Source organism: Alishewanella sp. HL-SH05 (assembly GCF_052655985.1).
This window is the reverse complement of sequence record NZ_CP199753.1, coordinates 2,691,300-2,707,926: the sequence shown is the minus strand read 5'-3', so window position 1 is coordinate 2,707,926 and position 16,627 is coordinate 2,691,300. Positions and strand designations below refer to the sequence as shown.

The window sequence follows — 16,627 nt, the reverse complement described above, 5'->3', positions numbered from 1 at the left end:
TATACTGACTACGGTGTAGATATTGAAATTTTTTAATTTTAGTAAGATAACTAGTTCTTTGGATAATATCTATTTACCAAGGTTTTTTTTCTTCTTATTTTTGTATGTCTATATTTTCCAGCCTCCAGTAGTAAATAAGTTATTTTTTGTTGCCTTGGGTTTTATAATCTTTGCTTTTTTCTTTGTTTCGAAAGTGAACTATTCTTTTTCATATTTTAAAAAGTTCAAGTTTGAAATGACGATAGGGATTTCCCTAGTGTTTTTTAGTTTTTTGAGGGATTTATTTTCTGGTGATATTGTTTACTCCGACAGATTTTTGATTTGGTTCTTACAGTCACTGGTTTTCCCTGTTTATGTTATTTATATATTTGAACGCCACATAAAGCCGAAGCTTAATCCATCTAGAGACTTACTAGATTTTGTTTATTATGTAATAGCTTTTGCGGGGTTGCTGACTCTTCTTTTAATAATATTCCCTGCTTTTGACCGTTATTATGAAACAATTCAAATTGATGATTACTATGAACGTTATAAAAGTTTTGAATTTAGATATAGGGCTTATGGAATATCAGAAAACTTGACGTTTACTTATGGTTATTTACTAGGGCTATTTGCTGCTCTTGCACTCTATAAATTGAAGGAAAGCTACCTACATATTGTTATATTCGCTATCTTGCTTGTTGGAGTAGCATTCAATGCTAGGATTGGTTTTTTTCCAGTGATTTTTATGTTTATTTACATGACGACAGTAGGGTTCCGTTTGCAAACATTATTTTTTTTCGCTATTTGTGTATTTATTTTGTTTTTCTTTATGTTGAGAGCTGCTGATAACCTTGAAGAATTACTGTATTGGCCTTTGATGTTTTTCTATGAGCTTATAGGTTTTTTTACCTCAGGTGATGGTGGAACTGCTTCAACATTATTTAATGACTTTATTATTGTTCCAAAAGATATTTGGGAGCTTATTTTTGGTAAAGGTATTTCTTTATTTGGTCTGGAAAGTGGTAGTTCTGATGTTGGATATATTTTACAGCTTAATTACGCTGGGATTTTTTTCGTGTTTATGATTGTAGTGCTTTTTACATTGTGTTCTGTCCGTTTGTATTTTACTTTTGGCCTAAAGCACTGGTACTTTTTCTTTTTTTCTTTTTCCATTTTCTTTTTAAATACTAAAGGATTTTTGCTGGCTGCAACCCCAGGAGCAAGGTTATTATTTCTTCTTTATTGTTATTATATTTTTACGCATGTCCGCGGTAGAAATAATGGCCAAGTCAATTCGACTTGTTAAACTTAATTTTAACTGAAATTTATGGATTTTTATGTTTAATAACAAATGTCTACTTATCACTGGCGGTACCGGCTCATTCGGTAATGCTGTTTTAAAGCGCTTTCTCGATACCGATATCGCAGAAATTCGTATTTTCAGCCGGGACGAGAAAAAGCAGGATGATATGCGCAAGAAGTATAATCATCCTAAGCTTAAGTTTTATATTGGTGATGTGCGTGATTATAACAGCGTACTAAATGCCACCCGTGGTGTAGACTTTATTTATCATGCTGCTGCACTAAAGCAAGTACCCAGTTGTGAGTTTTATCCTATGGAAGCGGTAAAGACCAATGTGATTGGTACAGAGAACGTTTTGGAAGCTGCCATTGTTAATGGCGTTTCACGAGTTGTCTGTTTAAGTACTGATAAAGCTGTTTATCCTATAAATGCTATGGGTATTTCAAAAGCCATGATGGAAAAGGTGATGGTAGCGAAAGCCCGTAACCTAGACCCAGCAAAAACCGTGATTTGCGGCACCCGCTATGGCAATGTAATGGCGTCGCGTGGTTCTGTTATTCCTTTGTTTGTTGATTTGGTTCGCGCCGATAAGCCTATAACCATTACCGATCCGAATATGACGCGTTTTATGATGACGCTTGAAGACGCAGTGGATCTAGTTTTATATGCCTTTGAGCATGGTGATAACGGCGATATTTTTGTGCAAAAAGCGCCCGCTGCCACCATAGAAGTGTTAACTCAGGCCATGTTGCAATTAATGAAAACTGAAAGCCACCCAGTGAATGTGATCGGTACTCGCCATGGTGAAAAGCTATACGAAGCACTGTTAAGCCGCGAAGAAATGGCATGCGCCATTGATATGGGCGAGTACTACCGGGTACCACCAGATAACCGCGACCTGAACTACGGTAAGTTTTTTGACCAGGGCGATCAGAAAATCAGTCAGTTGGAAGATTACAACTCGCATAATACCGAGCGCTTAGATGTTGAAGGTATGAAGCAGTTACTGCTTAAACTCGATTTTATGCAGGCAATAGCGCGCGGTGAACAGGCAACTGCAGAGGACTAAGAGATGAAAGTATTAGTAACAGGAGCTGATGGTTTTGTGGGTAAAAACTTGTGCATCAGCCTGATGCGCAATACCAATATTGAAATTTTAAAGTTTACCCGAGAGTCTGCTATTGAAGAGCTGCCTAAGCTCGTAGCGCAAGTTGAGTTTATTTTTCATTTAGCCGGTATTAACCGCCCGGTAGATGAAAACGAATTTGCCATAGGTAATGCTGATCTTACTGCCACTCTTTGTGAGGCAATCAAAGCGTCGGGCCGTAAAATTCCTTTGCTGTTAAGCTCTTCTACCCAGGCTGAACGTACCAATGCCTATGGCAAGAGCAAACTGCAGGCTGAAATGCATTTGCTGAACCTGCACATGCAAACCGGTAATAAAGTCTATATCTATCGCTTGCCTAACGTGTTCGGCAAGTGGTGCAAACCCAATTATAACTCTGCGGTTGCGACCTTTTGTCATAACATCAGCCGTGGTTTACCTATTCAGGTAAATGATCCTTCAACGCAATTAACTCTGGTGCACATTGGCGCTGTGGTGTCATCTTTTATTGAGATGTTGTACAAAAAGCCAGAAGACAAACTCTATGTCAACGTTGAGCCGGTGTACAAGGTTACGCTAGGTGAGTTGGTTGAGCAGTTACATAAATTCCGCGATAGCCGCGAAAGCTTAATAACCGAACCAGTAGGTGAGGGCTTTACCCGGGTGCTGTATGCTACCTATATCAGTTATATACCTCCAGATAAGTTTAATTATGGCCTGACCAAACATGAAGATCAGCGTGGTTGTTTTGTAGAAATGCTTAAAACCCGCGACTCTGGTCAGTTTTCGTTTTTTACGGCTCATCCTGGCGTGACGCGTGGCGGACACTATCACCATGTTAAAACCGAAAAGTTTCTGGTGATTAAGGGTAAAGCCCGTTTTGGTTTCAGGCATATAGTCACAGACGAAGTTATTGAAATTATTACCTCAGGTGAGATGCCTGAAGTGGTTGAAACTGTGCCAGGTTGGTCGCATGACGTTACCAATATTGGTGAGGATGAATTAGTGGTGATGTTGTGGGCTAATGAAAACTTTGATCGCGAGCGGCCTGATACCGTTGCTTATAAGGTGTAATAGATGAACAAGCTTAAAGTGATGAGCGTAGTGGGAACGCGCCCTGAAATTATCCGACTTTCCCGTGTATTAGCTGCCCTTGATGCGCATTGCGAGCATGTTATTGTGCATACCGGTCAAAACTATGATTTTGAGTTAAACCAAGTTTTTTTTGATGACCTAGGTGTGCGTAAGCCGGATTACTTTTTAAATGCGGCGGGTAGCACAGGTGCCGAGACCATTGGTAATGTGATTATTGCCGTAGACAAGGTGTTAGCTGAAGTTACCCCTGATGCCATGCTGGTATTAGGTGATACTAACAGTTGTATGGCGGTGATCCCGGCTAAACGCCGTAAAATCCCAACTTTTCATATGGAAGCGGGTAATCGTTGTTTTGATATGCGCGTTCCTGAGGAAATTAATCGTCGCATTGTCGATCATACTGCCGATATCAACCTTACATACAGTAGTATCGCACGTGACTACCTGTTAGCCGAAGGTATTCCTGCTGACCGTGTGATTAAAACCGGCAGCCCAATGTTTGAAGTTTTAAACCATTACATGCCGCAAATTGACGGGTCTGATGTATTAAACCGGTTGGGGTTAACCGAGCGCGAGTTTTTTGTGATTAGTGCGCACCGTGAAGAAAATGTTGATTCGCCGAAGAACTTGCATAAATTAGCTGCTATTTTAAATGGCTTGGCAGAAAAATATGGTTATCCGGTCATTGTCTCAACCCATCCTCGAACTCGTAAACGTATTGAAGAGCAAGGCTTAAGTTTTCACCCGCTGGTACAGTTGTTAAAGCCGTTAGGTTTTCATGACTATAATAAGCTGCAGAAATCGGCTAAAGCGGTGTTGTCTGACAGCGGCACCATCAGTGAAGAGTCGTCGATTATGAACTTCCCGGCGCTAAACATTCGTGAAGCGCATGAGCGGCCAGAAGCCTTTGAAGAAGCCTCAGTAATGATGGTGGGGCTAGAAGTTGAACGCGTGTTTCAAGCATTGCAAGTACTCGATAGTCAGCCCAGTGGCGCTGAGCGCTTGTTAAGACCTGTGTTTGACTACAGCATGCCAAATGTTTCAGACAAGATGGTGCGTATTGTTCACAGTTATCGTGATTATGTGATGCGGGTGGTTTGGAAGCAGTATGTCTAAAAAATTTGTTCTTTATATTGCCCCTTTCAGCTTTCCGAATGGCGGCGCAGCTGCACGTCGTATTTATGGTAACTGTGTATCTCTTAAAGCTGCTGGTTATGATGTGGCGGTGGCAAGTGCTCAAATTGGTGAGTATAAAACCAGGTACAACGACATTGATGTTTATTCTTTTAATGAAAGAAGATTTGAGTCTTTACCAAGATACTTAAAGCACTTTTTATATTTTAACGCTGGTGCTAAAGCGATTCAGTTTTTAGATGGATTAGATATTAAGCCATCTGCAATTATTCTTTATAGCGGCTACTCACCTTACTTACTTAAGCTCAAGGGGTGGTGTTACAAGCATAAAGTTAAATTGATATTTGATGCTGTTGAATGGTATGACCCACCTAATTTGTTTGCTAAGTTTTTTTCTCCTTATTACTTAAATATTGAACTTGCTATGCGTTTTCTACTTCCTAAGTGTGATGGGCTTATTGTTATAAGCTGTTACCTTGAAAAGTATTATGAGAGTGGGAAAATTGATTTAGCCGTTATTCCTCCAACACTAGATACATCCTCTGTAGTTCCAAGATTAGATGGAGACAAAACAGAGTATGTTAAGGTTTGTTATGCTGGTTCCTTGGGTATTAAAAAAGATTTTCTGGCAGATATAATAAAGGCTATTTATCAGATTAATCAAGATGGCGTTAAAGTTCAGCTGCATATAGCCGGTTTGTCATTTAGTGATTTGCAGAATAAAGGTTTTTTACAAGGCCTCAACTTAATTAAAGTTAAACACATTATTCATGCTTATGGAATGTTGAGTCATAACGATTCGTTGGAGTTAGTAAGAAGTTCAGATTTCTCCATAGTGTTCAGGCCTCCATTTAGAAATGTTCAGGCGGGTTTTCCAACAAAGTTTGTTGAGAGCATGTCTTTAGGGACGCCAGTAATTGGAAATTATTTTAGTGATTTAGAATCATATTTGGTCGATGGCGCTAATGGTATTGTCTGCGATGATTATACAATAGAGTCATTAAAGAGTGCATTGCTGAGGAGCTCAAAACTAGAGGATTTAAATACGTTACGTAGAAACGCTCGTTTAACTGCTGAGAAACATTTCGATTGTTTGAAATACTCGAGTCAACTAGAAAATCTTTTAAACTAGATTCTTTACTTAATTTGGATTTTTTTTGAAAAAAATAATATTTTTAGTTAATGTTGATTGGTTTTTTATTTCTCATCGCCTACCAATTGCAATTGCCGCCAAAAATTCAGGTTACGATGTTCATATAGCTTGTAATTTTACAGAACATTACGTATTACTCGAGTCTTATGGTTTTACTTTGCACCACATTCCCTTTGATCGCAGTGGTGGCGGTATTCGCCATGAACTTAATACTTTGTTCCGTATCCGTCAGGTGTTTAAAGATGTAAAACCTGAATTGGTCCATGCGGTTACTATAAAGCCTGTGTTATATGGTGGGTTAGTTGGTAGGGTATTGGGCATAAAAAATATGGTATATGCTGTCTCTGGACTTGGTTTGGTTTTTGTTGCAGAAGGCTTTGCTGCTAGGGTTAGACGGTTTTTGGTAACTGCTCTATACAAGTTTTCACTAGGGGTGAAGAATTTTCGAGTTATTTTTCAAAATCCCGTTGATAAAAGCATTTTAAAAAAAGCTGTAGGTTTAAACGAGAAACGGTGTGTGATGATAAAAGGCTCAGGTGCTGATCTGACTACCTACAATGTGGCAGATGAGCCTGATGGCACGCCGGTAGTTGTTATGGCCGCTAGGTTACTCAGAGAAAAAGGTGTTTATCAATTTGTTGAAGCTGCGCGACTTTTAAAAGAAAAGGGCGTTTTAGCGCGCTTTCATCTTGTTGGCGAGCCCGATCCTGGTAATCCTAATACTGTTAAGTTGGATGAGCTGGACAAATGGCGTCATCAGGGCATTGTAGAGATTCTTGGATTTAGGTCAGATATACCTGAAGTTTTTGCTTCATCGCACATTGTTGTATTACCTTCTTTTTACGGTGAGGGTTTACCAAAAGTACTGATTGAAGCTGCTGCTTGTGGCAGGGCCATAGTCACAACTAACAACCCAGGCTGTGCTGAAGCAGTTATTGATGGTGAAAGTGGTATTATTGTCCCAGCTAAAGATTCGCAAGCATTGGCAGATGCTATTGAAAAACTAGTGACTGATAAAACACTTAGGTTAAAGATGGGCAAATCAGGTAGAGCATTAGCTGAAAGAGAATTTGATGTGCAATCTGTTGTTGCAAAACATCTAGATATTTACCAACTTTTGTTACAGAGTCATCCTAATGCCTAAAAATATTTTACTAACAGGTGCTACTGGTTTTGTTGGTAGTCGTGTTTTAGGTTCACTTAAAACTCAAAAATATTTCGTGTCAGTACTGGGGCGTTCTCAGTCCTCTCAGGCAGATCGTTTCTTTCAGGCCGATTTTGACAGTGTATCTGATTACTCCAAAAGCCTTGAATCTATACAAGTATTAATACACATAGCTGCAAGAGCTCATGTGATGAATGAACAGCTTGCGAATCCTTTAGCCGCTTACAGAGAGGTTAACTGTCTTGCCACCTTAAATCTTGCAAGGCAAGCTGCTGCAGCTGGGGTTAAACGTTTTATATTTATCAGCAGTATTAAAGTAAGTGGCGAAGGCACTTTGCCAGGTAAACCTTACACACCTTTTGACCAGACAAATGCATCAGAACCCTATGGCATGTCCAAAGCTGAAGCAGAAGTCGGTTTAAGACAAATTGCAGCTGACACAGATATGGAAGTCGTTATAATTCGCCCACCATTGGTATATGGCCCTGGAGTAAAAGCAAATTTCGCAGCTATGTTAAATCTTGCTAAAAAAAATTACCCTTACCTCTAGGCGCAATCCATAACTTTCGTAGTATGGTGGCATTAGATAATCTGGTTGATCTAATCATTAATTGTATCGATCATCCTAAAGCCGCTAACCAAACTTTTTTAGTTAGCGATGATCAGGATGTTTCGACTACTGAATTACTGCAAATGATGACACGCGCAGCGGGTAAAACGCCTTGGTTAATCCCTGTGCCGATGATTTTGCTTATAATGATAGGTAAGTTAACTGGCAAACAGGCAGTTATTGACAGGCTTTGCGGCAATTTGCAGGTAGATATTAGCCATACCAAAAACACTTTAGGCTGGAAGCCGCCGATTACGGTGGAAGAGGGGATCAGGCGCTGCTTTGGTGAAGCTGTGACAAGTGACTAGTCGGCTATGCCGACAGTAACTAGCTCGCTATGCGAGCGGTCACTTGTTATTCTTTAATCTTTAAAATCGGTTTTGATAAATTGTTATTCGTTACTGGTCATCGCTGAGTTAGTCAGTCAGTTATCATATCTTGAGGTTATATGTTGATTCGGTTGTTAGATATTATTTTTTCTTTTTGTGGTTTAGTATTTGGTTTTCCTGTTCTGGTTCTTTTAACTATTATTGGTTTATTTGATACCGGCTCGCCAATCTTTCGGCAAGTTAGGGTTGGGCGTAACCAAAAGCCTTTTACGCTGGTAAAATTTCGCACCATGAAAAAAGATACCGCATCAGTGGCCAGTCATTTAGCTAGTAGCAGTGCTATAACCCCCTTTGGTGGTTTTTTACGCAAAACAAAATTAGATGAACTGCCGCAATTGTGGAATGTGTTAAAAGGTGAGATGAGTTTAGTAGGGCCACGCCCGGGTTTGTTTAATCAAGAAGAGTTAACAGCCGCTAGAGAAAAAATGGGTGTATTTAAGGCGCGCCCTGGTATTACAGGTTTAGCGCAAGTGAATGAAATTGATATGTCTACCCCAGAGCTGTTAGCTGAAACTGATGCCAAGATGTTGCAAAAGCTAACGCTTGCTGATTATTTTAAATACATCTTTATGACAGTTGCGGGTAAGGGGAGTGGGGATAGGGTTAAAAAGCAGTGACTAGCTTGCTGTGCAAGCGGTAACTAGCTGACTTTGTCAGCGGTCACTGTTGCCTGTAGCAACTCGTCACTAGCAGCAAAGCTGCGAGTCACTGCTGTTGAAAAAGGACTTACACATGCACTATGAATTGAAAGTGTGGCAACTAGCCATGGATTTGGTAGTAGATGTTTATGCAATCACCCGGCAATTTCCTGATATAGAAAAGTATTGCTTAGCTTCTCAAATGCAACGTGCGGCGGTGTCAGTGCCCAGTAATATTGCGGAAGGTGCAGGTCGTGAAAGTAATGCAGACTTTATACGCTTTTTAACAATCGCACGTGGTTCTCTAAGTGAATTGGAAACACAGCTGCTAATTGCACAGCGGTTAGGATATATCACTGATGTTAGCGAGCCGCTAAATAAAGTCAAAGAGTTGTTCAAGCTGATCAAGGGACTAATATGAAAACTGAAATCGTAACAAGTTTCAGGCACACTCTGTCACTTGTAACTTGTAACTTGTAACTTGTAACTTGTAACTTGTAACTTGTAACTAGTAACTAGTAACTAGCAGCAAAGCTGCGTGTCACTATAAAGGACATTGGATGTCGACTATTTACCCCAAACCACAGTTTATTCACCATGGCGCTGTTGATGGCGTTACGGGCTCTTGTCATGAGTATCAGCTGGCTACTGAGTACAGCGTACTCATTGATTGCGGTTTGTTTCAAGGTGATGAGCAGGGTAGTGGCAGTAAAGCTAACCTTGCTATTAATTTCCCCATTTCTCATATCCGCGCGCTTATCGTTACCCATGTGCATATTGATCATGTTGGGCGTATTCCTTATTTGTTAGCAGCGGGTTTTAAGGGGCCTATTTATTGTTCGGTTGCCTCCGCGCATTTGCTGCCCTTAGTGTTAGAAGATGCGCTTAAGGTTGGGGTAACTCGTGATGAAAAGCTCATTGCTGGCTTTTTAAGGGCGATTGGCCGGCAATTGGTGCCATGCGAATTTAAACAATGGTTTAACTTACCCGATTACCAAGGTAAACCTGCAGGGCAGTTTCGGTTACAAAAAGCGGGGCATATTTTAGGCTCGGCCTATGTCGAAATTAAGCATTACCCTGCGGCCAGCAGCAATGATCAAGCTAATACCAAGGTAAGCCGTAAACTGCCAAGGCCCTTTATTACGGTGTTTTCGGGTGATTTAGGCGCGCCGTATTCGCCCTTGCTGGTGGCGCCCAAGCCACCTTATGCCGCCGATGTGGTAGTAATAGAAAGTACCTATGGCGATAAGCTGCATGATGACCGGCGCTTGCGTGTTAAGCGCTTAGAGCAAGTGCTATTGCATTCGTTGCAAGATAATGGCACGGTATTGTTTCCTGCCTTTAGTATTGGCCGAACGCAAGAGTTGGTGTATGAGTTAGAAGGTATTATTCATCGCCTGCAAGGCCAAAAAATTCATCAGCAGTTAGCTTGGCAAGACTTAACTGTGATTATCGACTCGCCCTTAGCCGCTAAATTTACTACCGCTTACAAACAACTGCTGCCTTGCTGGAATGCCGAAGCACGTAAAAAAGTGCATGCGGGGCGTCACCCACTTAGTTTTGCCCAGTTACATACTATAGATAGCCATGCCGAACACCTTGCTGCAGTTAACTTGCTGGCGAGTACTCGTAAGCCGGCTATTGTGATTGCCGCCAGTGGCATGTGTGAAGGCGGTAGAGTAGTCAATTATTTAAAGGCGTTATTACCTGATGCCGCGCATCAAGTGGTGTTTGTGGGTTATCAAGCACGCGGTACGCTTGGCGCTGCAATTCAGCAATATGGACCACGCGGTGGTTATGTTATGATCGACGGCCAACGGGTTGATATTCAGGCTGAAGTGCTCACATTAAGCGGCTATTCAGCCCATGCTGATAAAAAAGGGTTATTGAATTTTATTAGTGGTATGCACCGCAAGCCGCAGCAGGTTAGAATTGTGCATGGCGATGTGCCAGCGAAATTAGCGCTCCAGTCTGATCTGGTTGCTTATGCAGAACAGGTTGTTATTGCGGAATAAAATAGTTGAGTTTTTAGTTTTTAGTTTTTAGTTTTTAATATTGAGTATGTTTGTGGGATGGTTTTTAACTAAAAACTTAGCTTTCAATACTCAAAGCTAATAAAAGGATACTTATGTCAGGTTTGAAAATTGCAGTTGCCGGAACCGGTTATGTTGGCTTATCAAATGCCATGTTATTGGCTCAACAAAATACCGTGGTGGCAGTGGATATTGTTGCAAGCAAGGTAGCGCAGTTAAACAACAAGATATCGCCAATTGAAGACAAAGAGATTAGCGAGTTTTTAACGAGCAAAACACTGAATTTTACTGCAACCCTAGACGCCGCAGCGGCTTACCAAGATGCCGATTTTGTGATAATTGCTACACCTACTGACTATGATCCACAAACTAATTACTTTAACACTAGCAGTGTAGAAGCTGTGATAACCGCAGTGCTTGCTGTTAACCCTAACGCCGTGATGGTAATAAAATCAACGGTACCGGTTGGTTTTACCCGTGATGCAAGAGCCAAGTTTGCTACTGAAAACCTAATATTTTCGCCTGAATTTTTACGCGAAGGGCGTGCGCTTTATGACAATTTATATCCTTCGCGCATTATAGTGGGTGAACAAAGTAATAGGGCTTCGCAGTTTGCTGCATTATTGCAAGCTGGTGCTATTAAAAAAGATGTGCCGGTATTATTTACCGATAGCACCGAAGCAGAAGCCATTAAGCTATTTTCAAATACTTACCTAGCACTGCGAGTAGCTTATTTTAATGAATTGGATAGCTACGCCGAAAGCCATGGTTTAAGTTCGCGGCAGATTATTGAAGGTGTGGGCCTAGACCCGCGAATTGGGAATCATTACAACAACCCTAGTTTTGGCTATGGCGGTTACTGCTTACCAAAAGATACGAAACAGTTGTTGGCTAACTATAAAGATGTACCTAATAATATTATCCAAGCTATTGTTGAGGCCAACCGCACGCGCAAGGATTACATCGCTGATGCGATTGTTAGCCGTAAACCCAAAGTGGTTGGTGTTTACCGGCTTGTTATGAAATCGGGTTCAGACAATTTCCGAGCATCTGCCATTCAGGGTATTATGAAGCGTATTAAAGCCAAAGGCATTGAAGTGGTGGTGTTTGAACCCGAGCTGAAACAAGCTGAATTTTTTAACAGTCGGGTCATTACAAATCTTGACGAGTTTAAAAAAATTGCTGATGTTATTGTCGCAAATCGACACAGTGATGTATTGGCGGATGTCGCTGACAAAGTTTACACCCGTGATTTATTTGGTAGTGACTAGCTTGTTTCATAAGCGGTAACCAGTTTGCTCAATGCACCGTCACTAGGCCCCTTGGGCCGGTCATTGCTATGCTAGCCGATCGTCATCAGCAGCATAGTTACGTGTAAGTTTTAAATATAGTTGGAGTTTAGATGCATTATTTAGTAACGGGCGCCGCCGGTTTTATTGGCTTTTATGTTTGCCAGCGTTTGCTGGCTGAAGGCCACAGTGTTGTCGGTTTAGATAATCTTAATGATTATTATGAAGTACAACTTAAAAAAGACCGCTTAGCACAGTTAACTGATAAAGCCGCATTTCGTTTTGTTGAGCTTGATTTAGCCAATCGCGAAGGTATCGCCGCGTTATTTACACAAGAGCAGTTTCAGCGGGTGATTCATTTAGGGGCGCAAGCGGGGGTGCGTTATTCGCTAGAGAACCCACTGGCTTATGCCGACAGCAATGTTATTGGCACCCTTACTATCTTAGAAGGGTGTCGGCATAACAAGGTAGAGCACTTGGTGTATGCCTCATCCAGCTCAGTGTATGGCATGAATGCGAAAATGCCGTTCAGCACATCCGATCGGGTGGATCATCCGGTATCACTGTATGCCGCCACCAAAAAAGCCAATGAGTTAATGGCGCATACTTATAGCCATCTTTATGGGATCCCCACCACGGGCTTACGCTTTTTTACCGTGTATGGCCCTTGGGGCCGCCCCGATATGGCGCCGTTTTTATTTACCAAAGCCATTTTAGCGGGTAAGCCCATTAAAGTATTTAATCATGGCCAGATGATGCGTGACTTTACCTATATAGACGACATAGTAGAAGGCATTGTGCGTATTCAGGCCAAACCACCTGTTGCACAACCGCAATGGGATGGCAACAATGCTTCAGAAAGCTTTGCGCCTTATAAAATTTTTAATATTGGTAATAACCAACCGGTAAAATTAATGAGCTTTATCGAAGCCATTGAGCGAGCTGCGGGTAAAATGGCAATAAAAGAATACTACCCAATGCAAGACGGTGATGTACCGGCTACTTTTGCTGATATCGATGATTTGCAAGCCGCTGTCGGCTTTAAACCGGCCACGCCCATTGATGAGGGTATGCAGCGTTTTGTGGATTGGTATCGAGAGTATTATAGTGTTTAGTGTTGAGTTTTTAGTTTTTACTTTTATCATCAGTTAAAAGATTAGCATTAACATTAGCAATTTTTAGAATGGAAAAAATATGCAAAAAAGTATTGTTCGTAAAGCTGTAATACCTGTTGCCGGCCTTGGTACACGGATGTTGCCTGCAACTAAAGCTATTCCAAAAGAAATGCTGCCCGTGGTAGATAAACCGCTTATTCAGTATGTGGTGCAAGAGTGTATTGCCGCCGGTATTAAAGAAATTATCTTAGTTACGCATTCATCAAAAAACAGCATTGAAAACCATTTTGATATTAGTTTTGAACTCGAATCAATGCTTGAAAAGCGCGTAAAGCGCCAACTGTTAGATGAAGTACAAAAAATTTGCCCAAAAGACGTGACCATTATGCACGTGCGCCAAGGCCAAGCCAAAGGCCTAGGCCATGCGGTACTCTGTGCTCGGCCTTTAGTAGGTGATGCACCTTTTGCCGTGGTATTACCTGATGTGTTAATTGATGGCTACGACAGCGATTTAAAGCGCGATAACCTAGCGCATATGGCCACTTTATTTAGTGATACCGGTGTTAGCCAGGTAATGGTTGAGCCGGTGCCAATGGAAAATGTGACCAGTTATGGTGTAGCCGATGTGCAAGGTCAGCCGTTAGCGGCGGGCGAGTCCATTGCGATGACGGCAATTGTTGAAAAGCCGCCGGTAGATGAAGCACCGTCTAATTTATCCGTGGTGGGGCGTTATGTGTTTTCGTCTGATATTTGGGAAGCGTTAGAATATACGCCACTAGGCGCGGGTGATGAGATCCAACTTACTGATGCCATCGCCATCTTGATGAAAGCGCAGGCAGTAAATGCTTATCACATTAAAGGCCGCAGCCATGATTGCGGCAACAAGCTGGGCTATATGCAGGCATTTGTTGAATATGGCTTGCGGGATAAAAACCTTGGGCCAGATTTTCAGCAGTGGTTAACGGGCTTGCTCAACGCTAACCGCTAAAAAGGCCTTATTACGTTATACTATTTTGTAAAGTTGTTTATAAAGTTTGCCGGTGAGGTTGCCGGTAACTAGGAGTTCATCATGCTTGCATGGTTACTGGCGTTACCGCGCTCAGTGAAACGTATTATTTCGGTAGGTATAGATACCTTTTTTCTGGTGTTGTCGTTAGCACTAGCATACTTACTCACGCAAGGGCAAGAAACACAGCAGCTGCAACCTATTGTTTTGGCTTTCGTTATTGCTTTGCCGCTTACCTTGTTTATTTTTACAAAACTGGGTTTATATCGTGCGGTTATTCGTTATGTTGGCCAGCATGCTTTAGGCGCGGTACTCTTTGGTATTGTGCTAAGTGCTATTGTACTGGCCAGTTTGTTCGCTGTTATGGGGGTACATGACCGCACTAACTTGGTGATTGTGTATGCCTTGGTGGCGTTAGTTACTTCGGGGGGGTTCGTTTAGGTGCCCGTATGTTGTTTCAACCAAACAATAATGGCCATAAAACCCGAGTGTTAATTTATGGTGCGGGTTCTTCGGGGCGCCAATTGGCGCAAGCTTTATTAAACGGCGAACAGTATCACCCGGTGATGTTTGTAGACGATGATACTACCTTGCAGCGTTCAACCATTTTAGGTATTCCAGTTAGTAGCCCAGACGGTATTGCCAGTTTAATTAAACAAAAAAATATTGGCCGGGTGCTACTTGCCATGCCGTCGGCCAGTCGCTCGCGTCGCCGTGATGTATTGGATCAGTTAGAAGAGTTACCGATCCCAGTATTATCTATTCCGGGCATGAGCGATGTGGTGAATGGCAGCATGCGCATTGATGAGTTGCAAGACGTAAAAATTGAAGATTTACTCGGCCGTGATCCGGTTGCACCAAAACTAAAACTGCTTAACGCCAACATTAAAGGCAAGGTGGTCATGGTAACCGGTGCTGGCGGGTCTATTGGCTCTGAGTTGTGCCGGCAAATTATTCGCTGTGAACCTATCACCTTGTTGCTGTTTGAGCTGTCGGAATATGGTTTATATGCAATAGAGCAAGAGTTAAAGAATTTTATTTTGCAAGAAGGTTTGGATGTTACGTTAATTCCTGTGATGGGTACGGTGCAGCGACAAAACCGCCTTGAAACCGTAATGCGCACGTTTAAGGTGAATACCGTTTATCATGCCGCGGCTTACAAGCATGTACCGCTAGTTGAATATAATGTGGTTGAAGGTGTACGTAATAATGTATTCGGCACTTGGTTTACCGCTGATGCGGCAATTAAAGCCGGCGTAGAAACCTTTGTGTTAGTTTCAACTGACAAAGCGGTGCGGCCAACCAATGTGATGGGGGCGTCTAAACGCTTAGCCGAATTAGTGTTGCAAGCCTTGGCGCAGTATCAAACTAAAACACGTTTTTGTATGGTGCGCTTTGGTAATGTGTTGGGCTCATCTGGATCCGTTGTTCCTTTATTTAGGGAGCAAATTCGTAAAGGCGGGCCAGTGACTATTACGCATAAAGATATTATTCGTTATTTTATGACCATTCCGGAAGCGGCGCAGTTAGTGATACAAGCCGGTGCGATGGGCAAAGGCGGTGATGTTTTTGTGCTTGATATGGGCGAACCAGTTAAAATTTCTGATCTGGCAAAAAGAATGATCCACTTAATGGGTTTAGAGGTGCAAGACGAGCAGCACCCCGATGGCGATATTGAGTTGCGCTACACCGGCCTTAGACCAGGTGAAAAATTATACGAAGAACTACTGGTGGGTAACAATGTGCGCAAAACTGAGCACAGCAGAATTATGGCTGCTGATGAAGTGTGTTTAACCTGGCCTGAAATGCAACATTTACTGCAACGGTTAGACAAAGCCTGTGATGAGTTTGCGGTGGAAGACATTATTGCGCTAATTCGTTCAGCACCAACAGAATTTAACTATAGTAATGCGACCAGCGATTTAGTGGCGAACGCGGCATGCGATGTGAGCACGGCGGCGCAAATTGCCTCTATTGCTAATGCAACCGCGCCGTTAACATTAGCGGCAGTTAAGGATGAAAACAAAACACAGCAAATTGCCTAATGGTAATAGTGGTAATAGTGTCATCTAACTATGCGTAAATGAAATGAGTTAATTGAAACACAATGTCACGTTGTCAAACCCCATGTTATCGGGTATTCTTGTCAACAATATATTTTTACTTAGAGGGATATTTATGAAAAAGTTAAGTTTAGCTGCGGCGGCTTTATTGTTGTCAATGGGTGTTAGTGCACAAGCTACAAATACCACTTCAACTACAGGGTCTTCTGTTACTACTTTTGGTTCATTGTCTGTAGCAACGTTAACTGCAGCAGGTGTTGCTGCAGCAGTAGCTGCGGCAATTGTGTCTAACGCTTCAGCTGACGGCTTGGTAGTGGATGGTGGTGATGGTGGTGATGGCGGCCCAACTGATCCAGTATTTACGCTGGTTTGTAACGAAGGCGACGGTGTGCCAGTAGATGGTGTTTGTACTAACAACAGCACCACAGTTACCGTTACTGGTACAGGTACTTCTACCAGCACTATTACTGTTCCAGTAGTAACAACTTATCCAGCTATCGCAACAATTCTGCCATAATTGGTATTGTTTAAAAAAGCCGCCTGTTGG

The 16,627-nt window shown here is 42.0% G+C and carries 17 protein-coding genes; all 17 read left to right on the top strand.

What is annotated here, in order from left to right:
* The first annotated feature begins 22 nt into the window (after positions 1 to 22).
* Positions 23 to 1,288, top strand: a complete 1,266-nt coding sequence (locus ACUJFL_RS12345) for a hypothetical protein (RefSeq protein WP_445427651.1) — start codon at positions 23 to 25, stop codon at positions 1,286 to 1,288.
* A 31-nt stretch (positions 1,289 to 1,319) separates the two neighbouring features.
* Positions 1,320 to 2,354, top strand: a complete 1,035-nt coding sequence (locus tag ACUJFL_RS12340; protein ID WP_445427650.1) for a polysaccharide biosynthesis protein — start codon at positions 1,320 to 1,322, stop codon at positions 2,352 to 2,354.
* Positions 2,355 to 2,357: 3 nt separating this feature from the next.
* Complete coding sequence (gene wbjC / locus ACUJFL_RS12335) at positions 2,358 to 3,464, top strand: UDP-2-acetamido-2,6-beta-L-arabino-hexul-4-ose reductase (protein WP_445427649.1); 1,107 nt, start codon at positions 2,358 to 2,360, stop codon at positions 3,462 to 3,464.
* Positions 3,465 to 3,467: 3 nt separating this feature from the next.
* Positions 3,468 to 4,601 carry a non-hydrolyzing UDP-N-acetylglucosamine 2-epimerase gene (gene wecB / locus ACUJFL_RS12330; RefSeq protein WP_445427648.1) on the top strand — a complete coding sequence of 378 codons (1,134 nt, stop codon included), beginning with the start codon at positions 3,468 to 3,470 and terminating at the stop codon, positions 4,599 to 4,601.
* Positions 4,594 to 5,751, top strand: coding sequence for a glycosyltransferase (locus ACUJFL_RS12325; protein WP_445427647.1), 1,158 nt, complete (start codon positions 4,594 to 4,596; stop codon positions 5,749 to 5,751). The genes wecB and ACUJFL_RS12325 overlap by 8 nt, the downstream gene beginning before the upstream one ends.
* Positions 5,752 to 5,776: 25 nt before the next feature.
* Complete coding sequence (locus ACUJFL_RS12320; RefSeq protein ID WP_445427646.1) at positions 5,777 to 6,916, top strand: glycosyltransferase family 4 protein; 1,140 nt, start codon at positions 5,777 to 5,779, stop codon at positions 6,914 to 6,916.
* The gene (locus ACUJFL_RS12315; protein WP_445427645.1) at positions 6,909 to 7,487 is read left to right on the top strand and encodes an NAD-dependent epimerase/dehydratase family protein; all 579 of its coding nucleotides are present in this window, start codon (positions 6,909 to 6,911) and stop codon (positions 7,485 to 7,487) included. Before ACUJFL_RS12320 ends, ACUJFL_RS12315 begins: the two co-directional genes overlap by 8 nt.
* Positions 7,488 to 7,510: 23 nt before the next feature.
* On the top strand, positions 7,511 to 7,855 hold the full coding sequence (locus tag ACUJFL_RS12310; RefSeq protein WP_445427644.1) for a hypothetical protein: 345 nt from the start codon (positions 7,511 to 7,513) through the stop codon (positions 7,853 to 7,855).
* Between the two features lie 140 nt (positions 7,856 to 7,995).
* Positions 7,996 to 8,553: a sugar transferase gene (locus ACUJFL_RS12305; protein WP_445427643.1), complete on the top strand. Its 558-nt coding sequence runs from the start codon at positions 7,996 to 7,998 to the stop codon at positions 8,551 to 8,553.
* A 115-nt stretch (positions 8,554 to 8,668) separates the two neighbouring features.
* Positions 8,669 to 8,995 (top strand): four helix bundle protein, encoded by a 327-nt coding sequence (locus tag ACUJFL_RS12300; protein WP_445427642.1) that lies wholly within the window; start codon positions 8,669 to 8,671, stop codon positions 8,993 to 8,995.
* 139 nt (positions 8,996 to 9,134) lie between these two features.
* The gene (locus tag ACUJFL_RS12295) at positions 9,135 to 10,589 is read left to right on the top strand and encodes an MBL fold metallo-hydrolase RNA specificity domain-containing protein (protein WP_445427641.1); all 1,455 of its coding nucleotides are present in this window, start codon (positions 9,135 to 9,137) and stop codon (positions 10,587 to 10,589) included.
* Between the two features lie 113 nt (positions 10,590 to 10,702).
* Positions 10,703 to 11,878 carry a nucleotide sugar dehydrogenase gene (locus tag ACUJFL_RS12290; protein ID WP_445427640.1) on the top strand — a complete coding sequence of 392 codons (1,176 nt, stop codon included), beginning with the start codon at positions 10,703 to 10,705 and terminating at the stop codon, positions 11,876 to 11,878.
* A gap of 131 nt (positions 11,879 to 12,009) precedes the next feature.
* Positions 12,010 to 13,011: an NAD-dependent epimerase gene (locus ACUJFL_RS12285; protein WP_445427639.1), complete on the top strand. Its 1,002-nt coding sequence runs from the start codon at positions 12,010 to 12,012 to the stop codon at positions 13,009 to 13,011.
* Between the two features lie 79 nt (positions 13,012 to 13,090).
* A complete protein-coding gene (galU, locus tag ACUJFL_RS12280; RefSeq protein WP_306178233.1) occupies positions 13,091 to 13,999 on the top strand; it encodes a UTP--glucose-1-phosphate uridylyltransferase GalU in 909 nt (302 codons plus the stop codon).
* A gap of 81 nt (positions 14,000 to 14,080) precedes the next feature.
* Positions 14,081 to 14,458 (top strand): hypothetical protein, encoded by a 378-nt coding sequence (locus tag ACUJFL_RS12275; RefSeq protein ID WP_445427638.1) that lies wholly within the window; start codon positions 14,081 to 14,083, stop codon positions 14,456 to 14,458.
* Between the two features lie 8 nt (positions 14,459 to 14,466).
* Positions 14,467 to 16,062: a polysaccharide biosynthesis protein gene (locus tag ACUJFL_RS12270; protein WP_445427637.1), complete on the top strand. Its 1,596-nt coding sequence runs from the start codon at positions 14,467 to 14,469 to the stop codon at positions 16,060 to 16,062.
* Positions 16,063 to 16,195: 133 nt separating this feature from the next.
* Complete coding sequence (locus ACUJFL_RS12265; protein WP_445427636.1) at positions 16,196 to 16,597, top strand: hypothetical protein; 402 nt, start codon at positions 16,196 to 16,198, stop codon at positions 16,595 to 16,597.
* Positions 16,598 to 16,627: the final 30 nt, after the last annotated feature.